Annotated in this window: 19 protein-coding genes; 8 read left to right on the forward strand and 11 right to left on the reverse strand. The window is 69.1% G+C overall.

The features are described from left to right. Positions 1-3 precede the first annotated feature (3 nt). Together ptsP and ACNTAO_RS08875 are read right to left on the reverse strand one after the other, a co-directional pair. Positions 4-1,695 (reverse strand): phosphoenolpyruvate--protein phosphotransferase, encoded by a 1,692-nt coding sequence (ptsP, locus tag ACNTAO_RS08870; RefSeq protein ID WP_435161636.1) that lies wholly within the window; start codon positions 1,693-1,695, stop codon positions 4-6. Beyond that, a complete protein-coding gene (locus tag ACNTAO_RS08875) occupies positions 1,692-1,976 on the reverse strand; it encodes an HPr family phosphocarrier protein (RefSeq protein WP_435161637.1) in 285 nt (94 codons plus the stop codon). Before ACNTAO_RS08875 ends, ptsP begins: the two co-directional genes overlap by 4 nt. 146 nt (positions 1,977-2,122) lie before the next feature. On the opposite strand from ACNTAO_RS08875, the gene ACNTAO_RS08880 reads away from it, so the two are divergent. From ACNTAO_RS08880 to cofH, 4 genes are all read left to right on the forward strand, one after another. Beyond that, positions 2,123-3,058, forward strand: coding sequence for an HFX_2341 family transcriptional regulator (locus ACNTAO_RS08880; RefSeq protein WP_435161638.1), 936 nt, complete (start codon positions 2,123-2,125; stop codon positions 3,056-3,058). 183 nt (positions 3,059-3,241) lie between these two features. Beyond that, positions 3,242-3,463 carry a DUF3311 domain-containing protein gene (locus ACNTAO_RS08885; protein ID WP_435161639.1) on the forward strand — a complete coding sequence of 74 codons (222 nt, stop codon included), beginning with the start codon at positions 3,242-3,244 and terminating at the stop codon, positions 3,461-3,463. After that, entirely contained in the window at positions 3,456-4,931 is a 1,476-nt protein-coding gene (locus ACNTAO_RS08890) for a sodium:solute symporter family protein (protein ID WP_435161640.1), read from the forward strand. Before ACNTAO_RS08885 ends, ACNTAO_RS08890 begins: the two co-directional genes overlap by 8 nt. Before the next feature lie 209 nt (positions 4,932-5,140). Further along, positions 5,141-6,532, forward strand: a complete 1,392-nt coding sequence (gene cofH, locus ACNTAO_RS08895) for a 7,8-didemethyl-8-hydroxy-5-deazariboflavin synthase subunit CofH (protein WP_435161641.1) — start codon at positions 5,141-5,143, stop codon at positions 6,530-6,532. 565 nt (positions 6,533-7,097) lie between these two features. Here cofH and ACNTAO_RS08900 read toward each other — a convergent pair. Then, positions 7,098-8,096 carry a radical SAM protein gene (locus ACNTAO_RS08900; RefSeq protein WP_435161642.1) on the reverse strand — a complete coding sequence of 333 codons (999 nt, stop codon included), beginning with the start codon at positions 8,094-8,096 and terminating at the stop codon, positions 7,098-7,100. A gap of 150 nt (positions 8,097-8,246) precedes the next feature. Here ACNTAO_RS08900 and ACNTAO_RS08905 point away from each other — a divergent pair, with 150 nt between their 5' ends. After that, complete coding sequence (locus ACNTAO_RS08905; protein WP_435161643.1) at positions 8,247-9,356, forward strand: DUF373 family protein; 1,110 nt, start codon at positions 8,247-8,249, stop codon at positions 9,354-9,356. A 23-nt stretch (positions 9,357-9,379) separates the two neighbouring features. On the opposite strand, the gene ACNTAO_RS08910 is transcribed toward ACNTAO_RS08905, so the two are convergent. The 5 genes from ACNTAO_RS08910 to ACNTAO_RS08930 all read right to left on the reverse strand — a co-directional run bounded on the left by ACNTAO_RS08910 (position 9,380) and on the right by ACNTAO_RS08930 (position 15,777). Continuing rightward, a complete protein-coding gene (locus ACNTAO_RS08910) occupies positions 9,380-10,297 on the reverse strand; it encodes a cell division protein CdpA domain-containing protein (protein ID WP_435161644.1) in 918 nt (305 codons plus the stop codon). A 77-nt stretch (positions 10,298-10,374) separates the two neighbouring features. Further along, positions 10,375-11,436 (reverse strand): AAA family ATPase, encoded by a 1,062-nt coding sequence (locus tag ACNTAO_RS08915; RefSeq protein ID WP_435161645.1) that lies wholly within the window; start codon positions 11,434-11,436, stop codon positions 10,375-10,377. Next, positions 11,433-13,547 (reverse strand): acetate--CoA ligase family protein, encoded by a 2,115-nt coding sequence (locus ACNTAO_RS08920; RefSeq protein ID WP_435161646.1) that lies wholly within the window; start codon positions 13,545-13,547, stop codon positions 11,433-11,435. The genes ACNTAO_RS08915 and ACNTAO_RS08920 overlap by 4 nt, the downstream gene beginning before the upstream one ends. A 116-nt stretch (positions 13,548-13,663) precedes the next feature. Next, positions 13,664-15,274 (reverse strand): PAS domain-containing protein, encoded by a 1,611-nt coding sequence (locus tag ACNTAO_RS08925; RefSeq protein WP_435161647.1) that lies wholly within the window; start codon positions 15,272-15,274, stop codon positions 13,664-13,666. A gap of 122 nt (positions 15,275-15,396) precedes the next feature. Next, complete coding sequence (locus ACNTAO_RS08930) at positions 15,397-15,777, reverse strand: helix-turn-helix domain-containing protein (protein WP_435161648.1); 381 nt, start codon at positions 15,775-15,777, stop codon at positions 15,397-15,399. Between the two features lie 111 nt (positions 15,778-15,888). On the opposite strand from ACNTAO_RS08930, the gene ACNTAO_RS08935 reads away from it, so the two are divergent. From ACNTAO_RS08935 to ACNTAO_RS08945, 3 genes are all read left to right on the forward strand, one after another. Beyond that, the gene (locus ACNTAO_RS08935; RefSeq protein WP_435161649.1) at positions 15,889-16,545 is read left to right on the forward strand and encodes a helix-turn-helix domain-containing protein; all 657 of its coding nucleotides are present in this window, start codon (positions 15,889-15,891) and stop codon (positions 16,543-16,545) included. Positions 16,546-16,610: 65 nt separating this feature from the next. Next, the gene (locus ACNTAO_RS08940; protein WP_435161650.1) at positions 16,611-16,769 is read left to right on the forward strand and encodes a DUF7560 family zinc ribbon protein; all 159 of its coding nucleotides are present in this window, start codon (positions 16,611-16,613) and stop codon (positions 16,767-16,769) included. Positions 16,770-16,852: 83 nt separating this feature from the next. Next, on the forward strand, positions 16,853-17,311 hold the full coding sequence (locus ACNTAO_RS08945; RefSeq protein WP_435161651.1) for a pyridoxamine 5'-phosphate oxidase family protein: 459 nt from the start codon (positions 16,853-16,855) through the stop codon (positions 17,309-17,311). Positions 17,312-17,329: 18 nt separating this feature from the next. On the opposite strand, the gene ACNTAO_RS08950 is transcribed toward ACNTAO_RS08945, so the two are convergent. The 3 genes from ACNTAO_RS08950 to ACNTAO_RS08960 all read right to left on the reverse strand — a co-directional run bounded on the left by ACNTAO_RS08950 (position 17,330) and on the right by ACNTAO_RS08960 (position 19,492). Continuing rightward, a complete protein-coding gene (locus tag ACNTAO_RS08950; protein ID WP_435161652.1) occupies positions 17,330-17,488 on the reverse strand; it encodes a DUF7560 family zinc ribbon protein in 159 nt (52 codons plus the stop codon). A gap of 76 nt (positions 17,489-17,564) precedes the next feature. Beyond that, on the reverse strand, positions 17,565-18,320 hold the full coding sequence (locus ACNTAO_RS08955) for an ABC transporter permease (protein WP_435161653.1): 756 nt from the start codon (positions 18,318-18,320) through the stop codon (positions 17,565-17,567). Next, positions 18,317-19,492 (reverse strand): ABC transporter ATP-binding protein, encoded by a 1,176-nt coding sequence (locus ACNTAO_RS08960; RefSeq protein WP_435161654.1) that lies wholly within the window; start codon positions 19,490-19,492, stop codon positions 18,317-18,319. Before ACNTAO_RS08960 ends, ACNTAO_RS08955 begins: the two co-directional genes overlap by 4 nt. Between the last annotated feature and the right edge of the window lie 88 nt (positions 19,493-19,580).

Here is a 19,580-nt window from a genome sequence, read left to right on the forward strand (position 1 = left end):
CGATCAGTCGAGCTCGAGTAGCGCTCGTACCTCTTCGCGGGTCGAACACGCCAGCGCGTCTGCTGCGAGCGCAGCGGCGTCTTCGGTGTCGGTCTCCGTGACGCGCGCTTTCACCGCCGGAACGGTCACCGCGCTCATGCTGAGCTCGTCGAGCCCGAGGCCGACGAGCAACGACGTGAGCGCCGGGTCACCGGCCATCTCGCCGCACATCCCCACCCAGGCGTCGGCCGCGTGCGCAGCCGTCACGGTGTGGTCGATCGCCCGCAACACCGCCGGGTGGAGCGGGTCGTGGAGGGCAGCGACACGGTCGTTCTCGCGGTCGGCGGCCATCACGTACTGTGTGAGGTCGTTCGTGCCGATGCTCAGGAAGTCGAGCCGCTCGGCGAGCCGGTCTGCGAGGAAGACGGCCGCCGGCGTCTCGACCATCGCCCCGAGCGACGGGATGGCGTACTCGACGCCGGCCGTCTCGAGCGCGTCGGCGACGGCGTCGATCCGGTCGAGCACCGCGGTCACCTCTTCGAGGCGCGCAACCATCGGGAGCATCACCGCGAGGCCGTCACCGTGTGCGCTCGCCGCCGCCCGCAACAGCGCCCGCAGCTGCGTCTCGAAGAGGGCCGCGTGTTCGTCCAGCGAGAGGCGGACGCCGCGGCGACCGAGAAACGGGTTCGGCTCGGTCGGTAAGTCGAGGTACGAGATCGGCTTGTCTCCGCCGACGTCGAGCGTCCGCACGACGACGCGGTCGTCGGGAAACGCCGCCAGGGCCGCGGTGAACGCCGCGTACAGTTCGTCTTCGTCCGGCGGCGTCTCTCGGTCGAGGTAGAGGAACTCCGTCCGAAAGAGGCCGATGCCGTCGGCTCCGCGCGCCACTGCCGGGTCGAGTTCCGTCACCGATCCTACGTTAGCGGCCACCTCTATCGGGGTGCCGTCTGCGGTCTCGACGGGGTCGTCTCGCACGGTGGCGTCGACGCCGCCGGCTGCCGCCCGGCGCTCTGCGCTAGGGTCGACGACGACCGCCCCTGCCTCGCCGTCAACGAGCACCTCGGTACCCGTCTCGATCGTGTCGAGCGCGTCGCCGACGCCGACGACGGCCGGGATCGACAGGGCGCGAGCGATGATCGCGGCGTGGGCGGTTCGCCCGCCGGTCGCGGTGACGATACCGGCGACGGCGTCCGGGTCGAGCGCCGCGGTGTCACTCGGCGTCAGTCGCTCGGCGAGCAGGACCGTCCCGGCGGGTAGTGAGGCGAGGTCGACGTCGTCGACGCCGAGCAGGGCGGTGAGCAGTCGGTCACGAACGTCGCGGAGGTCGTCCGCGCGTTCGGCCATCCGGCCGTCCATCGCCTCGAACTGGTCGACGGCTGCGTCGAAGCGCGACGCGACCGCGTGCGGAGCCGGCGTCCCGTCGTCGATGGCGTCTTCGATGTCGTCGATGAGCCCCGGATCGTCGAGGAACTGTTGATGAGCCTCGAAGACGGCTGCCGCTTCGTCGCCGACGCGGTCGGCCGTTCGGGTGCGTGCCGCCTCGAGCGCCTCACGAACCTCGTCTCGGGCCGTCTCGAAGCGGCTTCGCTCGTGTTCGACGTCCACGTCCGCCGTGGCGGGACGTGTCGGCAGCGACAGCTCGTCGGCGGGTCGGTGCCACCGGGCGACGCCCACGCCCGCGAGCGGCGTGCTCCCCACGCCGGTCAGTGTCCTCACGACGCCTCACCCTCGTCTTCGACCGTGCTCGTCAGGATCGCGGCGACCGCATCGAGCGCCGCGGCCGCGTCTGGCCCCTCGGCGACGAGCCTGACCGACTCTCCTTGGGTGACGTTCAGTCCGGTCACCGCGAGCATGCTGTTCGCGCTTACCAGCTCGTCGCCGTCGGTGGCCCGTCCGATCTCCACCGTCGCGTCGAACGTGTTCACGGTCTGGACGAGCGAGGAGGCGGGCCGGGCGTGGAGTCCCGCCGCCGGGACGACCTCGACAGTGCGTTCCATACCGGTCGATCGTGGGTGATCGATATGACGCTGTCGTCGTCGGTGGACTCGCCGTCGGTGGACTCGTCGGCGACGCGGTCGCACCGAGACGTCCCTCGCGACGCGAAGTGTCGTGGTTTTTACCCGGACCGGCCGTTCCCACGAGTATGCAGACCCACATCGTCCCCGTGGGATTCGATTACGATCGGATGATCGCGCCGCTCATCCGCGACCAGTTCGACGTCGATCGGGTGATCTTACTCGAAGGCACAATCGGCAGCGAGGCCAACGTTGAGTACTCACGGAGCCTCGCACGGAAGCTCGAGCAGGACTTTCAGAACTTACTCGACACCGAGACCGAGCGGGTCGCCGTCGACGACGTGTACGACTACGACGCCGCCTTCGAGCAGGCGTACGACCGCATTACCGCCGAGCTCGACGCCGACCACGACGTGTGGGTGAACGTCTCGTCGATGCCGCGGCCCGTCTCGTTCGCCTTCGCGACCGCCGCCCACTCGGTCAGTCTCGAGCGCGAGGACGATCGCGACCGCATCCACACCTACTACACGGCCCCCGAGAAGTACCTCGAGACCGAACTCGCCGAGGAGCTGCGCGCTGACCGCGACCTCCTCGCCGACCTGCTCGCCGGCGTCGACGACGACGCCGCGACCGTCGCCGGCGTTGACGCGAGCCGGATCCGAGAACGGCTCGGGACCGCGAGCGACCTGCTCACCGAGTTCGACGAGCGCGGGACGACAATCGGCGCCAAAGAGATAGACGGGACCCACCTCATCGAGCTGCCGGTGGCCTCCATCTCGAACGTCAAGCCGTTCGAGGCCGTCATCCTCCACAAACTCGAGGAGGACGGCGAGTTCGAGTCCGTGAGCGAGCTCGCGAAGGCGCTGGCGGCCGATCTCACCGAGGAGTACACCGACTCGTTCCGGTCGAAGGTGATCTACACCGTCGACCGACTCGGGCCCGGCGGCAAAGGCTACGTGGAGCGTGAACCGCACGGCAACTCCTATCGAACCCGCCTGTCGCGCACCGGCGAGCTGTGGGTACGGACCCACGGTCGAGCCGAGTCCGCCGAGTACGACGGCTGAGCAGGGCGCAGGCGTTCACCACGCACGGTAAGCGACGAGCGATCGGCAGGCGGGTGTGACACGGCAAGGCGATCGTAAGTGGGTGATCTTCGACCCCGCTTTGAAGAGATATTTTCTTCATATAGCTACCTCGATGAGAATAGAACAATATTTATCCGGATCGAAGGTTGATCGTAGCTCACGATGCGTGATCGAACGGACGCGTTGTGGATCGGTGGGTTCGCGGTGCTCGTGGCGTTCGCCGTGCCCTGGTTTCTCTGGGGAGACGCGACGATCGTCGCCGGACTTCCCGCCTGGCTGTGGTGGCACATCGGATGGATGGCACTGGCGAGCGTGGTCTTCGCCGTCTTCAGCAGACGGGCGTGGGACCGGGGGATCGACGCTGGGGTGATCCGGCGTGGCTGACGTCGGTACCGACCTCGGTATCGTCGTCGGGTACCTCGTGCTCGCACTCGGCGTGGGCCTCGCGGCGTATCGGGTGACGGACCGCTCGGCGACGGACTACTACCTCGCCTCCCGCTCGGTCGGGCCGCTCGTGTTGTTGTTCACGACGTTCGCGACGCTGCTGTCGGCGTTCACCTTCTTCGGCGGTCCGAACCTCGCGTACGGCTCGGGTCCGGAGTGGATCCTCGTGATGGGCGTGATGGACGGGCTCCTCTTCGCGCTGCTGTGGTACGTCGTGGGGTACAAACAGTGGCTCGTCGGGCGCGAACACGGCTACGTGACGCTCGGCGAGATGCTCGGTGACCGCTTCGACTCGACGCGGCTGCGGGGGCTCGTCGCGGGGGTGAGCCTCGTGTGGCTCTTCCCGTACGTCATGCTCCAGCAGATCGGCGCCGGGCAGGCGCTCGTCGGGCTCACCGACGGCGCCGTACCGTACTGGGCGGGCGCGGCGATGATCACCTTATTCATGGTCGCGTACGTCGGCCTCTCTGGGCTCCGGGGTGTCGCGTGGACCGACACGATCCAGGGCGTCTTCATGCTCGGTGCGATCTGGGCGGCGGTCGCGTGGATCGCCGTCGACGCGGGCGGCGTGAGCGCGCTGACCGCGGGGATGGTCGAGGCGGAGCCGTCGTTCGCGGCGCTCGGCGGCGGGGTGTACACGCCACAGTGGATGATCGGGCAGGCGGTCGTGATCGCCTTCGGCGTCGCCGCCTTCCCACAGGTAAACCAGCGCTTCTTCGTCGCCGACCGCGTCGAGACGCTGAAGCGCTCGTTCGCGCTCTGGCCGGTGCTCGTGCTCGCCCTGTTCGTCCCCGCGTTCTTACTCGGGTCGTGGGCCGTCGGTCTCGGCGTGACGGTGCCCGAGGGGAGTAACGTGCTTCCCGTGTTACTCACCGAGTACACGCCCGCATGGTTCGCCGCGCTCGTGGTCGCCGGCGCGCTCGCGGCGATGATGTCCTCGTCGGACTCGATGTTACTGTCGGGGTCGTCGTACCTCACCCGCGACCTGTATCGGCCGCTCGTCGCGCCAGAGGCGAGCGCGGAGCGCGAGGGGCGGGTCGCCCGGGTCGGCGTCGCCGTCTTCGCGACCGCGTCGTTCGTCGCGTCGTTGTTCGCGGGCGGGGGCGGGCTCGACGCGCTCGTCACCCTCGGGAGCACGGCCTTCGGTGGGTACGCCCAGCTCACGCCGCCGCTGTTGCTCGCGCTCTATTGGGGCGGCACCACGGAACGAGGGATGCTCGCGGGGATCGTCGGTGCGGAGTCGCTGTACCTCGTACACACGTTCTTCCCGCTGCCGTCGACGTACCTCACCTGGGACGTGGCGTTGTGGTGTCTGCTGGCGTCTGTCGTCGTGACGGTCGCCGTCTCCGCGGTGACGACGTCGGCGACCGAGACGGGCGCCGCGAAGTTCGGGATCGGCGCGGACTGAGTGTCGCGTCGTTCGGTATGCGGTCGCTCTCGTCGTCTGGTGTGGAGTCGCTCTCGTCGTCTGGTGTGGTGTCGCTTTCGTCGTCTGGTGTGGTGTCGCTTTCGTCGTCTCGGGATCGCGTTCCACGATCGACGCACACCCGTCCCCGTCGGAGGCATATCGAACCGTGACCGTCTCGTTTTTACTCATGCGACCGAAACACGTGTCGAATGCGCACCGAGCCAGACCTGGATCCGGCCGATTTCGGCTTTCGCGAGCCGTCGACCGACCAGTCGTTCGAGAACGCGCTGGCGAAGGCGCGCGACGGGGTCCGGCTCACCGTCGACGACGCCACGGAGCTGCTGGCGACCGGGACCGACACCGAGGGGATCGACCCGGTCCGCAAGGAGGCGGTGCTTGAACTCGCCGACCGCCGGCGCGCCGAGCGGGTGGGTGAGGCGGTGACGTTCGTCGCCAACCTCAACAACAACGTCACCACCGCGTGTAACACCGGCTGTCTCTTCTGTAACTTCAAAGACAGCGCACACGCCTTCGAGGCCGGGAGTGACGCCGACCACGCCGGCTTCACCAAGACGCCGCGCGAGTCGCGGGCGATAGTCGAAGACGCCCTCGACATGGGGGTCTACGAGGTGTGTTCTGTCTCCGGGCTCCACCCGGCGTTCGCGCTGAACGACGAGCACCACGAGATCCTCGCCGCCCACGACGACCCCGCCAAGACGGTGAACTACGTCCCGCCGTCGCAGTACACGACCGACCCGGGCACCTACCGCGAACAGATCGCGGCGATGTCGGTCGGCGGCGTCCACCTCCACTCGATGACGCCCGAGGAGGCGTACCACGCCCGCCGCGGCACGGAGTGGTCGTACGAGCGAGTGTACCGCGAGCTGGCCGACGCGGGGCTCGACTCCGCGCCCGGCACCGCCGCGGAGATCCTCGTCGACGAGGTTCGAGACGTGATCTGCCCGGGGAAGATCCGCACCGACGGCTGGGTCGAGGCCATCGAGGGCGCGGTGGCGGCCGGGCTCGACGTCACCTCGACGATGATGTACGGCCACGTCGAGACGGTCGCTCACCGTGCCGAGCACCTCGGGGTGATCCGTGACCTCCAGGACCGTACCGGCGGGATCACCGAGTTCGTCCCCCTCTCGTTCGTCCACGAGCAGACGCCGCTGTACCGTCAGGGCGTCGTCGACGGCGGCGCCTCACGGGCCGAAGACGAACTCGTCGTCGCGGTCGCCCGGCTCTTTTTGGACAACGTCGAGCACGTCCAGGCGTCGTGGGTCAAATCGGGAGACGCCCACGGGCTCAAGCTGCTCACCTGCGGTGCCGACGACTTCATGGGGACGATCCTCTCCGAGGAGATCACGAAACGCGCCGGCGGGGCGTACGGCGAGTACCGGTCGTTCGACGACTACGTCGAGATGATCACCGCGATCGGTCGCGTCCCCGTCGAGCGGTCGACCGACTATCGTACCCGTCGCCGGATCGACCCGGCAGACGGGCCACACGGCCCGCGGCTCGGGCCGCGTGCGGATGGCACGCCCATGCTCCAGGGCGGGGCAGGAGACGACGGCGGAAGCCCCGCGTCGGCCGACGACTGATCCGCGGATACGGGTCGTCACGAGCGATTCGGCCGGGGCTCGCCCCCACGTGGGACGCGTGTGACGACCGCACGACGCCCGGACACCAGTTACCGCCACGCCCTCCCGGGCCGATTCGCTCTCGTACGTGTGTGGTGATCGTGTGACCGAGACGACCGCGCGACAGCCGGGCATCAGTTACCGCCACGCCCTCCCCAGCCGATTCGCTCTCGTACGTGCGTGGTGGTCGTGTGGCCGAGACGACCGCGTGATACCCGGGCACTAATTGAGCCACACCCTCCCCAGCCGATTCGATACGTCGGTGGTGGTTGTACGACTGAGACGACCGCGTGACACCCGGACACCAGTTACAGCCACGCCCTCCCGGGCCGATTCCGTGCGCGTGTGAGAGTGGGACGACCGCGTGACACCCGGACACCAGTTACCGCCACACCCTCCCCAGCCGATTCGCTCGGTCGCTTCGCTCCCTCGCTCATCCCTCGCACGCGCTCGCGAGGCCGCCGGAGGCGGCCTCACGAGGCGCGCGCCACCGTGCGGTGTCTCGCTTAGTAGATGGGTGAGGACGTCAGGCGACGGGGGTCCGCTCGACGACGGTTCCGTCGGCGGTCGGGTACTGCTCGACGATCTCGCCGCGGTCGAGGTCGCCCGCTTCGACCATCTCTTCGAGGAGCCACCAGGCCACCTCGACGTGGTTCGGCTTCACCGTGTAGAACTCCTCGGGGACGCCGAGCGTCTCGAACTGCGTCGCCGACGCGAACGCCTTCCCGTACACCAGCGTGCCGTCGTCGGTGACCTCGTCGAACTCGCGCCGGATGTTGCGCGCCATCCGCTTGAGCCGGTTGCGGTGCTGGGCGGCGTCTTTGAACACCGACGTACAGAAGTACACCTTCTCGTGGCTCGCCATCTCCTCGAGGATCGCATCGTCTTTCGACCCCTCGACGGCGGACATGTGGCCCTCCTGGAGCTCGAAGCCTTCCGCCTGCATCCGCCGGTAGTTGCCGTCGCTCATCTCGAACTCGTTGACGTTACAGAAGTCGGCCGCGCCCTCATCGAGGAAGTCGAGGAACTCCGGCTCGGCGCGGATACCCGGGATCTCGAAGGCGGGCGTGAGCCCCTCCTCGCGTGCGACGTAGAGGATGTCCTCCCACTCGGTGCCGTGGAGGTCACCCCACAGCTCGTACGGCGGGTGAAATCGGATCTCGTCGAGGCCGGCCTCGCTCAGCCGGCGCATGTTCGCCCGCCCGCCGGTGATCCCGGTGTAGAGGTGGGTGTGGTGGTCCTCACCGAACTCGTCTTTCAGCAGCGAGAGGTACCGCGTCGTCTTCGCCATCGCCTCCTGCGGCTCGCCGCCGGTGATCGACGTGCCGAGCGCGCTCATCCGTTTGGCCTCCTCGATCACGTCGCTGTCGGACTCGACGCGGCGCTCGTTGGCGTAGACGTCGGTGACGTTCTTGCGGTTCTCTCCGAGCGGGCAGTAGAAACAGTCCCGCTGGTCGCAGTAGCCGTAGACGAAGAGCACCATCTTGCCCCCCTTGGCGCACTGTTCACAGCCCTTGGAGATCATCTACGCACCGATAACGGCTCCGCGGTAAAAAAGCGTCCGAAGCGTCGAGGCCGACGACGGGCCGGCTACGCCGGTGTCGCCGACGGCACCCGAACCGAGGGACGACGGCGAGCCGAAAGCATATGTCGACTCCTCATCTACCCTCGCGTTATGCTGCTCGTCCTCTGTGTGGACCTCGATGACGACCTCGGCCGGAAGACCGGGATCCCCACCCCGGTGCTCGGCGACGACGACGTCACCGAGGCCGCGGTCGCGCTCGCGACCGCCGACCCGGAGGACTCGGACGTGAACGTCCTCTTTCAGGGGGTCACCGTCCACGACGAACTGGCCGCCCAGGGGGAGGCGGTCACGGTCGCAGCCGTCACGGGCGTCGACGGGTCGGACGTCCAGGCGAACCGGGCAGTCGGTGCCGAGGTCGACCGCGTGCTCGCCGAACTCTCGACTGGCGAGGAGGTGTCGGCGATCGTGATCACCGACGGTGCTCAGGACGAATCGGTGCTGCCTGTGATCCGGTCGCGGATGCCGATCGACGGGATGCGCCGCGTGGTCGTGCGACAGGCACAGGACCTCGAGTCGCTGTACTACACGATAAAACAGGTGCTCGCGGACCCAGAGACGCGTGGAACCATCCTCGTGCCACTTGGTGTCCTCTTGCTTATCTACCCGCTCGTGGTGCTCGCGAACCGCTTCGACGTCGCCGGGGCGGCCGTCCTCGGACTCATCTCCGGCGGCGTCGGCCTTTACTCGTTGTTTCGCGGCCTCGGGCTCGAGGCGTCCGTCGACCGCACCGCCGACGCGCTCCGAAACCTCCTGTACGCCGGCCGGGTGACGCTCATCACGTACGTCGTCGCGCTCGCGCTGATCGTCGTCGGCGGCGTTCAGGCCACCGAGACGGTCGCCGCCGTCCGCGGCGTCACCGACGGGGCGCTCCCGCTCGGTGCGACCGTCACCGCGTTCGTCCACGGGTTCGTCCAGTGGCTCGGCGTCGCCGGCGTGACGTCGAGTCTCGGGCAGATCACAGACGAGTACCTCGCCGGGCGCTTCCGCTGGCGGTACCTCAACGCACCCTTTTACGTCGTCGCCATCGCCGTGGTCTCGTACGGCGTGACCGGATTCGTGTTACCGCCGGCACCCGGCGTCACGTCGCTGACGCTCGCCGACCTCGCGCTCGCGCTCGCCGGTGGCACGCTCCTCGGCGTGTTGAGCACGCTCACCTTCGCGATCGCCGAGTCGCAACTGCCGTCGGGAGACCCGACGTGAAGACATACCGGGGAGCCGGCCGCTCACCGTGGCGTCCACTCCTCACAGGCCGTCATGTCCTCCATGCGTTCGTCGTGGAGGCCGCAGTAAGGGGCCATTCCGTCTTCGGTGCGGACGTAGTCGAACTCGGCGCAGTTCCCGCAGTAGACGTCACCAGGGCCGTCGGCCGTCGTGGGACGTGACTGTGGTGCGGGCGTCGCCGCCGGCCGCGACGACGTCGTCTCTCGGCGGCCGGACGAGGGAGGGCGTCGGGCCGTTCCGTCGAGCGGTGAGGAGATGTCGGGGGTCGTGTCGCCGCCGTCGCTGACGCCTGCTGTACCGCTCGACCCGAGCGACGCGCCGCTGGTCTGTGTCTCGACGCTGCCGTCTGGCGTCTCACCGACCAGTCCGACGCCGCCGAGTCCGCGGACGCTGTTGCGGTCGACCTCGACGACGCGCGTCTCGCCTCTGTGTGTCACCTCCATCGTCACCGTACCGCCCGGGTCGTTTCGCGTCTTGAAGTTGGCGACGCCGACGAACACCGACCACATCGTGGTCGCCGCGCCGAGGAAGTAGACGCCCGCCGTGGGAAGGGTGAGGTCGACGAGCTCCGGTCGCGGTCCCCCGACCCAGTGGTTCGGATACGCCTGCGAGAACAACGCCACGCCGAGCGCCATGATCACCGCACCGACGACGGCGGCGACTCGAGTGCGACGGTCTGCCGGGAGCACCGTCATCACGCCGAGCGTAACGAGCGGGACGCCGATACCGCCGAGGACGCCGCCGAGTCGTCTCGCAGCGCCAGACGTGGTGCCTGCCGGGACGAACACCTCCGCGGCGGCGAGGATGCCGGCGACGAGGAGCAGGGTGCCACCGAGGAACAACCCCGCACCGAGCGACAGGCGCCGCGGGCCGACCTCCGACCCCCCGGCCCCCCCGTATGTCTCCGAGAGACTGGTCATACGACCCGTTTCGACGTCCTCCCTCAAAACAGTATGTCAGACGATGTCGTCGATCAGGCCGTCGGGTCGTTAGCTCGTCAGATCACGGCGTCGACGTCGACGTGTGCGTCGAGCAGCTCCGCCATGCGGTCGACGGTGCGGGCGTCGCTGGTCCGACCGCCGTGGACCACGGACTCGACCCGATCGATCGCGGTCGCGGTGTCGGTGTTGACCGCGAGCACGGCCGTGTCGGCCTCCGCTGCACGGCCGAGCACCGCGCCGGACGGTCGATGTCCGCCAGTGAGGAGCAGACACTTGACGCCGGAGGCGTCGAGTGCTGCGGTCTGGACGTCCGCGCGGTCGCCGCCGGTGATCACGACCGCGTCGCGGGCGCGCCGGAAGTGCCGAAGCGCCTCGTCGCCGCCCATCGCCCCGACGAGGAACCGTTCGACGAAAGCGTCGGTCGAGACGTCGGTCAGGGTGTCCGCGCCGAGCTCGTCGGCGAGCGCCGCCACGGTGACTCCCGCGAGCTCTTTTTCGTGGGGGAGCGCCCCGAAGACGGCGATGCCCCGGGACTCTACGAACGGGATTCCGTCCTGGCCGAGCGAGTCGTACGCGGCGTCGGAGACCTTGTTGAACACGACGCCCGCGAGCCGGTCGCCGAACGCGTCTGCGGCCGCGAGCACCGCGTCGAGGTCGCCGGGTGACTCGTACTCGGCGACGAGGACGACGCGCGCGTCTAACAGCTCCGCCACGTCCGGGTCGGTGAGCTCGACGACACCGCCGGTTCGCCACTCGCCACCGCCCTCGACGAACACGTGGTCACGGCCATCAGCGAGCGTCTCGAACGACGTCGCGATCCGGTCGCGGAGCGCGTCGGTGTCTTCGGTGCCGCGGATAGCGCCCTCGACGAACGTGGGCGAGTAGACGACCGGCTCCATCTGGTGCATCTCGGCGTCCAAGCCGAGCGTCTCGCGGGCGAGCATCGGGTCCTGGTCGAGCGTCTTGCCGACGTTCGACTGGAGCCGGGTACCCTTCGGTTTCATGTAGCCGACGTCCTGGTCGCGGGCGGCGGCGATCCGTGCGAGCGCCAGGGTGATCGCGGTCTTTCCAACGCCTTCTCCGGTCGCGGTGACGAGTGTGGTGGTGGTGTCAGTCATGAGTCGAGTGTCTCTGGGTCGACGGTGAGTCGGACGTCGACGGCGGCGGCGTTCGCCTCGCCGTCGCCGTCGGGCAGTGCGACGAGCGGGTTGATGTCGAGTTCGACGATCGCGGGGAAGTCCGTGACGAGCTGTGAGAGCCGACCGATCGTGTCGACGACGGCGTCGACGTCGACCGGGTCGCGGCCGCGAGCACCGCGTAACAGGGGCGCAGACTGGATCTCGCGGGTCATCTCGCGGGCCTCCGGCTCGGAGACGGGTGCGACGCGGAAGGTCGTGTCTTCCATCACCTCCACGAAGATCCCGCCGAGTCCGAACATCAGCAGCGGGCCGAACTGCGGGTCGCGGTTCATGCCGACGATGGTCTCGACGCCGGCGTCGAGGTCGACCATCTCCTGTACCTGAACGCCGAGGATCGTCGCATCGGGTTGATAGTTGCGCGCCCGGGTTATCAGGTCTTCGTAGGTGTCGGCGACGTCTTCAGCCGCGACCCCGACGGCGACCCCGCCGATATCGGACTTGTGGAGGATGTCGGGTGAGACGATCTTCATCACGACGTCGCCGTCGATGTCGGCGGCCACCGCAGCCGCACGGCTCGGAGCGTCGACGATCTCGCCGGCGGGGGTCGCGATTCCGTACGCGTCGAGAAGTTCCATCGCCTCGACGCCGAGTCGGTTGTCGTCGCGGTCACGGACGGTCTCGAGTATCTCGCGTGCCCGATCGCGGTCGACGTCGAACGACATCGGGTCGGCGTACGTCCGCTGGCTGATGTCGCGGTACTCCGCGAGGGTGGCGAGGCTGTCGATCCCGCGGGCGGGGTCGAAGTAACACGGGATGCCCGCCTCCTGGAGCTTCCGGGTCGGTTCCCGGGTACGGTCGCCGCCCATCAGGCAGGCGGCGACCGGGGCGTCCGTCGTCTCGACCGTCTCGCGGACCGCGCCACCGAGCGCGTCGAAGTCGATCGTCGCAGTCGGCGCTGCCAGGACGAGCGCGGCCCCGACGTGGTCGTCGGCGAGGGCGATCTCGAGCGCCTCGCGGAACCGGTCGACGTCGGCGTCGCCGATGACGTCGACCGGGTTGTGGATGTTCGCCTCTGCCGGCATCGCCTCGCGAAGTGTCTCCGTCGTCTCGGGAGCGAACGACGCCAACTCGAGGCCGGCGTCGCCGACCGCGTCGGTCGCCATGACGCCGGGACCGCCGGCGTTGGTGACGATGGCGACGCTGTCGGTGTCCGGAAGCGGCTGGCTGCCGAGGATACCGGCAGCATCGAAGAGGTCGTCGACCGACTCGGCGCGGATGACCCCGGCCTGGTCGAGCCCGGCCTCGTACGCCTTCTCGGAGCCCGCAAGCGTGCCAGTGTGTGAGGAGGCAGCCTGTGCGCCGGCGCTCGTGCGGCCGGATTTGACGGCCACGATCGGGGTGTCCTGTGCCGTCTCGCGGGCGGTCTCGATGAACGCCCGCCCGTCGGAGATCCCCTCGAGGTAGCCGATGATCACGTCCGTCTCCGGGTCGTCCCCCCAGTGGTCGACGAAGTCGGTCTCGTCTAACACCGCCTTGTTGCCCAGTGAGACGACGTCTTTGAACCCGACGCCGTTGTCGTTCGCCCAGTCGAGGACGGCCGTGACGAACGCGCCCGACTGGCTCATGAACGAGAGGCCACCGGGGAGCGCGTTCTCCGGGCCGAAGGTGGCGTTCATGCCAGAGGGAGTCGACATGATCCCGAGGCTGTTCGGGCCGACGACGTTGAGGTCGTACTCCTCGGCGAGGTCGGCGAGTCGCTGTTCGCGCGCCGCGCCGTCTTCGCCGGTCTCGCCGAAGCCAGCGGTGATCACGACGACGTTTTGCGTCCCCGCCTCGCCGCACGCCTCGATGGCGTCTAACACGATGGACGGCGGCACGACGACGACGGCGACGTCCGCGTTCGCGTCGTCGACGGCGGCCACACAGGGAGTGTCGAGCACCTCGTCGTAGTTCGGGTTGACGGGGACCGTCTCGCCGTCGAAGTCTGCGAGCAGATTCGACGTGACGGCCCGACCGACCGCACCCTCGCGGGCCGTCGCGCCGACGACCGCGACCCGATCCGGGTCGAACAGTTCGGTGAGCGTACCCATCGGGCCGAACTACAGCGAGGACCGGTTTAACAACCGTGGAACGCGGCGCGCTGGATAGATCGATCGTGAACGTCTACGGCGTCGTAGTCGTGAATACACACGTTCTATGCTGATACTCATCTGGTCGTCCCCGCGTCGTCGGCGGACTCGGATCCACCGTCGGTCGCTGCGCCGCCGTCCGCTGCGTCGCCATCTGCTGTGTCGCCGCCGTCGAGCGACTCGACCGGACCGCCGGTCGCGGCAGACTCGCGGGTGGCAGGGACCGAGAGCGTCACCACGTTCCCCGTCTCGTGGGTGTCGAACGAGAGTCGGCCGCCGGAGCGGTCCGCAACCCAGTAGACGAGCCACAGGCCCATCCCGGCCGTGTGGCGGAGGTGGTCGACCTCCCATCGGTCCGCGATCACGTGCCGCTCCGTCGGGGGGACCGGCGGGCAGTTGTCGACGACGGCGACCGTCACCGTCGTCTCCGTGACGGTCACGTCGACGTGGACGTTCGGTCGGCCGTCGGCGTGTCGCACCGCGTTCTCGACGAGTTCGGCGAGCGCATCCTCGAGCTCGGGGAGCGCGAGCGCGGTCGCGCCGGGCGGACAGGTGCTGGATATCTCACCCGTCGGCTCGAGGGCGCGCGCCGCGTCGACCGCGCGTCGTACCGCCGGCTCGACGGCGACCGGTCGCGGCGCGCGCTCACGACACAGCAGGTCGATCACGTCCCGCTGCTTCTCGGCGGTCGTGAGCAGCCCCGTCGCCGCGCGACGGATGGTCTCGACGTCCGTGTGAACCGCCGACGACGCGTCGGCCGCGAGCGTCGCCGACGCCCGGTCGGCGATGCGTGAGGCCGTCCCCAAGACGACGTTCATCTCGTTGCGGATGCTGTGTCGGAGGAGGTGGTCCATCACCGCGAGCTGTCGGTTGCGCCGATACTCGTCGGTGACGTCGCGGAGGACGCCGGCGATGGCGACTACCTGGTCGTGCTCGAGGACCGGTTCGGCAGGGACGCGAAGCCACCGGACCTCGCCGTCGGGGCGCTCGATTCGGTAGTCCACCTGAGTGGCCTCACCGGCCGACAGTTGCGTCATCGCTCGGTCGATCTGCGAGCGATCGTCCGCGTGGACGAGCTCCAGGAGCCGTCGCGGTCGGCGACGGATCGCCGCCGGATCGACTCCCAGCATCGATTCGACGGGCCCGTCCACGTACTGGAGCCGCGACCAGTCGGGTGCCGCGATCCACGAGACGTCCGTCGAGCAGTCGGCGAGCGTCTCGAGCGGGTGCGTCGACGCCACCGACTCCGCGGGTCGCACCCGAGCGAGGACACCGTCGACCGGCTCGCCGGCGGTGGGGTACAGCTCTCCCCGGAGTCGTCGCCACTCGCCCGCGGCGGTCCGGTGTCGGAACTCGACGGCGACGCCCCCGGCGACGCCGGCCGACGTGCACCCGCTCTCGTCGTCGACGTCGTCGCCGGTCTCTGCGACTCGGTCGACCGCGTCGTCGTCGGTCCGAGTGGCACCGGCTACCGTCTCGAGGAGCTCGGTCACGAGCGCGCGAAGCGACGGCTCGTCGTCGGGATGCACCCACTGGAGCGCGTCAACCCCCACGAGCGCTCCCGCGTCGAAGCCGACCAGGCCCGCCGCCGTCTCGTTGACGTACCGGTACCGCAGCTGGGCGTCGACGACGGCGACGCCATCTCGCGTGAGATCGCAGAACGCGCGCGTACCGGACGAGATGGGCATACCGCGACGGTCGACGAGCGGGGGAGTTAACGGTACGCCCCCGAGTATCACCTGTGAGAATCGACGCGTCGGGACGGCCGGTAGCTACGGGACGACGGCGGTCGGTGGTCGGCGCGGCGCGGTCAGTCCGCAGAGACGCCGACGGTGTCGAAGCTCGACGAGGCGGCCTCGTCGGTCTCGACCGCGAGGGAGACGCCGGCGTCCGAGAGTGAGACGGTCGCCTCCGAAACGCCGCGGGAGTACTCGGCCGCGTGGTCGCCGTCGGGGTCGAACCGAACCCCCTCAGAGAGGAGTGGCGTCGCGTTCAGCCGCTCGACCTTGCGGTACGCCGTCGAGAGCGCGAGGTCACAGGCGTCTGCGATCTCGCTCGTGGTCATCGGCTCGTCGACCGCCGCGAGGATAGCTCGACAGTCGGGATCGGAGAGCGCGTCGAACGCGGTCTCGAGCGCCTCGTCTGCCTCGGTCATCGTCGACGGTCCCTCGGGACGGGGTGAACGCTTCATACACGGAGTGAGGTGGTCTGGCCCCCCGAGTGTGGTCCCTCCATATGCGGGGTGTTTTATACCACCGTCCGGGGCGTCAGCGTTTTGCCCCGGCAGAGACAGGGGCGAACGATGGGAGCCGGCATCAGAGCGGAGGTGTCGCTGCCCGCGTCGTCTCCGTCGCCGTTCGACGGCGTACTCGACGGATCGACGCCCGTCTACAGCGTGCGACGGACGCGCCGATCGGTCGACACGGGAGACGAGACGGGGAGCGAAGAGACGGTCGTGATCGAGTTCACCGCGGCCGCGGACCTCCCCGTGCCGGATCGCGTCGAGACGGTGTTCGATTACGGAGAGAAGGCGGCCTACCGGTTCGAAGCGCCGTGTCTCTCCGACTCGCCGTTCGCGACGCTCGACAGACACGGCGTCCCGACGGCGGACGCCATCGTCCGTGACGGCCGGCTGCTCGTGACGTTTCACGCCGCGGACCTGCCGACGCTCCGTCGCGTGCTCGGTGACCTTCAGGAGTCGTGTGCCGACATGCAGGTCATCCGGCTCCTCCAGTCGTCGTCGACGCCCGAGGAGAGCGACCTCGTTACCGTCGACCGCAGTGCGCTGACCGAGCGGCAACGCGAGGTGCTCGCGGCGGCCTACCAGGCCGGCTACTTCGACCACCCGAAGGGGGCGAACGCGAGCGAGGTCGCCGCCGCCCTCGACATCGACCGCTCGACGTTCACCGAGCACGTCGCCGCCGCCCAGCGGAAACTGTTCGGTGCGATGCTCGGATGAACCGGATTCCGTACCGGTGAGAACTCGGCTCGCGTTTGATGAGGGTGACCCGAGACGTGTCGAGTATGACCCGACCGACGCACACGTTCGTCTGCTCCGAGTGTCGTCGCTCGTTCGAGGTCGACGACGGCATGCGTGAGGCGCTGCTCACGTCCGGCTGCGCGCTCTGTGGCGCGCCGGTCGTCGCAGCCGATCTCAGCGCCGGCTCGACGGCGGCCGAGTGACGGACACGCGACCCGGTCCCCGACGGCGGACGCGCCGGTGGCGTCTCGTGTGCTTTATGCTCTCGGGTGTCGACGTGTCGACCATGACGACGAAGCGCGAGGCGGAGATGTCGGCCACCGCGGTCGACGGCTTTCTCGGCCGCCACGAGACCGGCGTCCTCGCTCTCGCCGACGCGTCGGTTCCCTACGCGATTCCGATCTCGTACGGCTACCACGAAGCCGACCGCGAGGTGTACCTCCGATTGGTGTCGACCGTCGACAGCGAGAAACGGGCGTTCCTCGGCACCGACCCCGCCGCGCGACTCGTCGTGTCCGAAGAAGACGGTGAGTCGTACGCCAGCGTCGTCGCGACCGGGACGCTGGAGCAGGTCGACCCGTCGTCGCTCTCACCGGAGGGCATCGTCCAGTACGGCGAGACGCGTCGACCGCTGTTCGAGATCTGGGCCGACGACGTCCCCGACCTCGACGTCGAGCTCTACCGGCTCGACCCCGACCGACTCAGCGGTCGGACGGTCGTCCTCGAAGACGAAACAGAGTTCTGAACCGTAGTGCTCTCGCGATCACTGTTCGACCAGCTCACCGGAACACTCCGAGAAGTCGTCGGGAGTGACGGCCGTCGTACACACCGGACACCCGACCGCCAGCATCGTCTCGCGCATCTCGGCGTTCACCGCTATCGTCTGTCCACAGCCGGGACAAGAGAACGTGTGGGTGGTCACGGTGCGGCCTCGTTACACGGTAGACGCACCCCGTGGTATAAAGCCCCGCGATCGATGCAGCCGACCCGCCAGTGACTCACTCGCCTCGCGGGACCGCGGCCGCACCGACCGCCAGGAACACGACGGCGAGCGCGACGAGCAGGAGCAGCTCGCCCGTCCACCCGCCCGCCCCGGACGTGATGGCCCGGGTGCCACGCGCGAAGTACGTCAGCGGTGAGGCGGCCATCGCCGGGCGGAACCACGCCGGCAGCAGCGTCGGTGGGACGAACGTCTCTGATAAAAAGAGCAGCGGCAGCGCGACCGTATTGCTGGCGGCGATGACGCCGTCCTGGGAGTCGGCGACGGCCCCGAGGATCGCGCCGACACCGCAAAACAGCGCGACCGCGACGGCGACGAAGACCGGCAGCACGGCGAGTGCCGGCGTGAAAGCGAGCGTCGCGTCGGTCACGGCGAGCACCAGCCCGAAGATCAGGAGGCTCGCCGCGCCGATGATCCCGACGTTGACCGCGGCGTGTGCGAGTAGCCACTCGGCGCGCGAGAGGGGCGTGGTCGCCAGCTTCTCGAAGCGACCGCCGTCGCGGTGGCGAGCGATCTCGGAGCCGACCCGCGAGAGCGGCGTGAACAACACGACCACCGCGAGGTAGCCGGGAATGTAGTAGCCCGCCGGCTCGGCGAAGAGGCCGCCGCCGGTCGGCTGTGTCCGGACCAGTGCGCCGAAGATGACCACGAGTATCACCGGGAAGAAGAACGTGAAGAACACCGCGGTCCGCCGGCGGAGGAACGACCGACTGGCGGCGCGCGTCTCCGTCGCGATGCGAGCGACGCGGCTCATCGCGCCCCTCCGTCGCCGTGGGCGTCGTCGTCGATGGACGGCCCATCGTCTGGAGGCGCTCCGCCGTCGGCGCGCCGGCTCGCGTCGGCGATGTCGGACGGCACCCGCGACGTGTAGGTCTCGCCGGTGAGACGGAGGTAGACGTCTTCGAGCGACGGCTCGGCCCACGTCAGCGACTCGAACTCGACGCCGACGTCGGCGAGGGCGTCGACGACCGCCCCGATCTCGACCGGGTCGATCCCGAGGATCCGAAGGCCGTCTGTCGTCGACTCAACGGCCGCCTCTTCGACCGCGTCGGCGACCGCAGCCGAGACGTCGGCAGCGACGTCCGGTGCGTCACCACCCGTGGGAGCCGTCCCGTCGGCGAGCGCGCCGCCGGTCGTCACCGAGTCTCCGTCCGTGACACCCTCGCGGGGGCGCGCGGCGGCCGGGTCGCGCAGTGCGACTTCGAGCCGAGGGCGACCTCCGTGTTCGGCGATCAGGGCTGCCGGTGGACCGACCGCGACGACCTCGCCGTCGCGCAACAGCATGACGCGGTCGGCGAGTCGCTCGACCTCGTCCATTGCGTGGCTGGTGAGTACGACTGTGGTGCCGTCGGCTGCGAGCCGCGCGATCAGCCGGTGGAGCGCACGGCGGCCGGCGGGGTCGATCCCCGTCGTCGGCTCGTCCAAAAAGAGCAGGTCCGGGTCGTTGACCACGGCGGTCGCCACACACGTGCGGCGTCGTTGCCCGCCGGAGAGCGTCTCGTACCAGGCGTCTGCGTTGGCTGACATGCCGACATCGGCGAGCACTGACTCGGTATCGCGGGCGTCATCGTAGAGCCCGCCGTAGTAGTCGACGAGCTCTCGCGCCGTGAGCCGCGCCGGGGGGTCGAACGACTGCGGGAGCAGCCCGACGCGTCCGGCGTCGACGGCCGTCGGCGAGGTGTCGAAGACGCGAACCGTCCCCTCGACGTCCGTGGTTCCGGTGAGCGCCCGGACCAGCGTCGTCTTGCCGGCCCCGTTCGGACCGATGAGTCCGAACACCTCGCCGGGCTCGACCGCGAGGTCGACACCCGCGAGTGCGTCGACGTCACCGTACGACTTCCGGACGCGCTCGCCGACGACTATCGGCTCGGCGACCGCTTCCGACTCGGTCGACGCGGCCGTCGCGTCGGCCACCCCTTGGTTCATACGAGGGCTCGTCTCTCGGCGCGCCTAAGGGTTGCTCTTCGGCGGTGTTCGTCGTCGGTCGTCTACCACCGCGCCGGTCGGTCCGGTA

Origin of the sequence: Halorubrum zhoui (genome assembly GCF_051194155.1) — an archaeon.
Classification (GTDB): Archaea; Halobacteriota; Halobacteria; order Halobacteriales; family Haloferacaceae; genus Halorubrum.

Coding starts and splice junctions, on each gene's coding strand:
- ACNTAO_RS08875 (WP_435161637.1), bottom strand. CDS start 1,976: ATGGAACGCACTGTCGAGGTCGTCCCGGCGGCGGGACTCCACGCCCGG.
- ACNTAO_RS08880 (WP_435161638.1), top strand. CDS start 2,123: ATGCAGACCCACATCGTCCCCGTGGGATTCGATTACGATCGGATGATC.
- ACNTAO_RS08885 (WP_435161639.1), top strand. CDS start 3,242: ATGCGTGATCGAACGGACGCGTTGTGGATCGGTGGGTTCGCGGTGCTC.
- cofH (WP_435161641.1), top strand. CDS start 5,141: ATGCGCACCGAGCCAGACCTGGATCCGGCCGATTTCGGCTTTCGCGAG.
- ACNTAO_RS08900 (WP_435161642.1), bottom strand. CDS start 8,096: ATGATCTCCAAGGGCTGTGAACAGTGCGCCAAGGGGGGCAAGATGGTG.
- ACNTAO_RS08905 (WP_435161643.1), top strand. CDS start 8,247: ATGCTGCTCGTCCTCTGTGTGGACCTCGATGACGACCTCGGCCGGAAG.
- ACNTAO_RS08910 (WP_435161644.1), bottom strand. CDS start 10,297: ATGACCAGTCTCTCGGAGACATACGGGGGGGCCGGGGGGTCGGAGGTC.
- ACNTAO_RS08915 (WP_435161645.1), bottom strand. CDS start 11,436: ATGACTGACACCACCACCACACTCGTCACCGCGACCGGAGAAGGCGTT.
- ACNTAO_RS08920 (WP_435161646.1), bottom strand. CDS start 13,547: ATGGGTACGCTCACCGAACTGTTCGACCCGGATCGGGTCGCGGTCGTC.
- ACNTAO_RS08925 (WP_435161647.1), bottom strand. CDS start 15,274: ATGCCCATCTCGTCCGGTACGCGCGCGTTCTGCGATCTCACGCGAGAT.
- ACNTAO_RS08930 (WP_435161648.1), bottom strand. CDS start 15,777: ATGAAGCGTTCACCCCGTCCCGAGGGACCGTCGACGATGACCGAGGCA.
- ACNTAO_RS08935 (WP_435161649.1), top strand. CDS start 15,889: ATGGGAGCCGGCATCAGAGCGGAGGTGTCGCTGCCCGCGTCGTCTCCG.
- ACNTAO_RS08940 (WP_435161650.1), top strand. CDS start 16,611: ATGACCCGACCGACGCACACGTTCGTCTGCTCCGAGTGTCGTCGCTCG.
- ACNTAO_RS08945 (WP_435161651.1), top strand. CDS start 16,853: ATGACGACGAAGCGCGAGGCGGAGATGTCGGCCACCGCGGTCGACGGC.
- ACNTAO_RS08955 (WP_435161653.1), bottom strand. CDS start 18,320: ATGAGCCGCGTCGCTCGCATCGCGACGGAGACGCGCGCCGCCAGTCGG.
- ACNTAO_RS08960 (WP_435161654.1), bottom strand. CDS start 19,492: ATGAACCAAGGGGTGGCCGACGCGACGGCCGCGTCGACCGAGTCGGAA.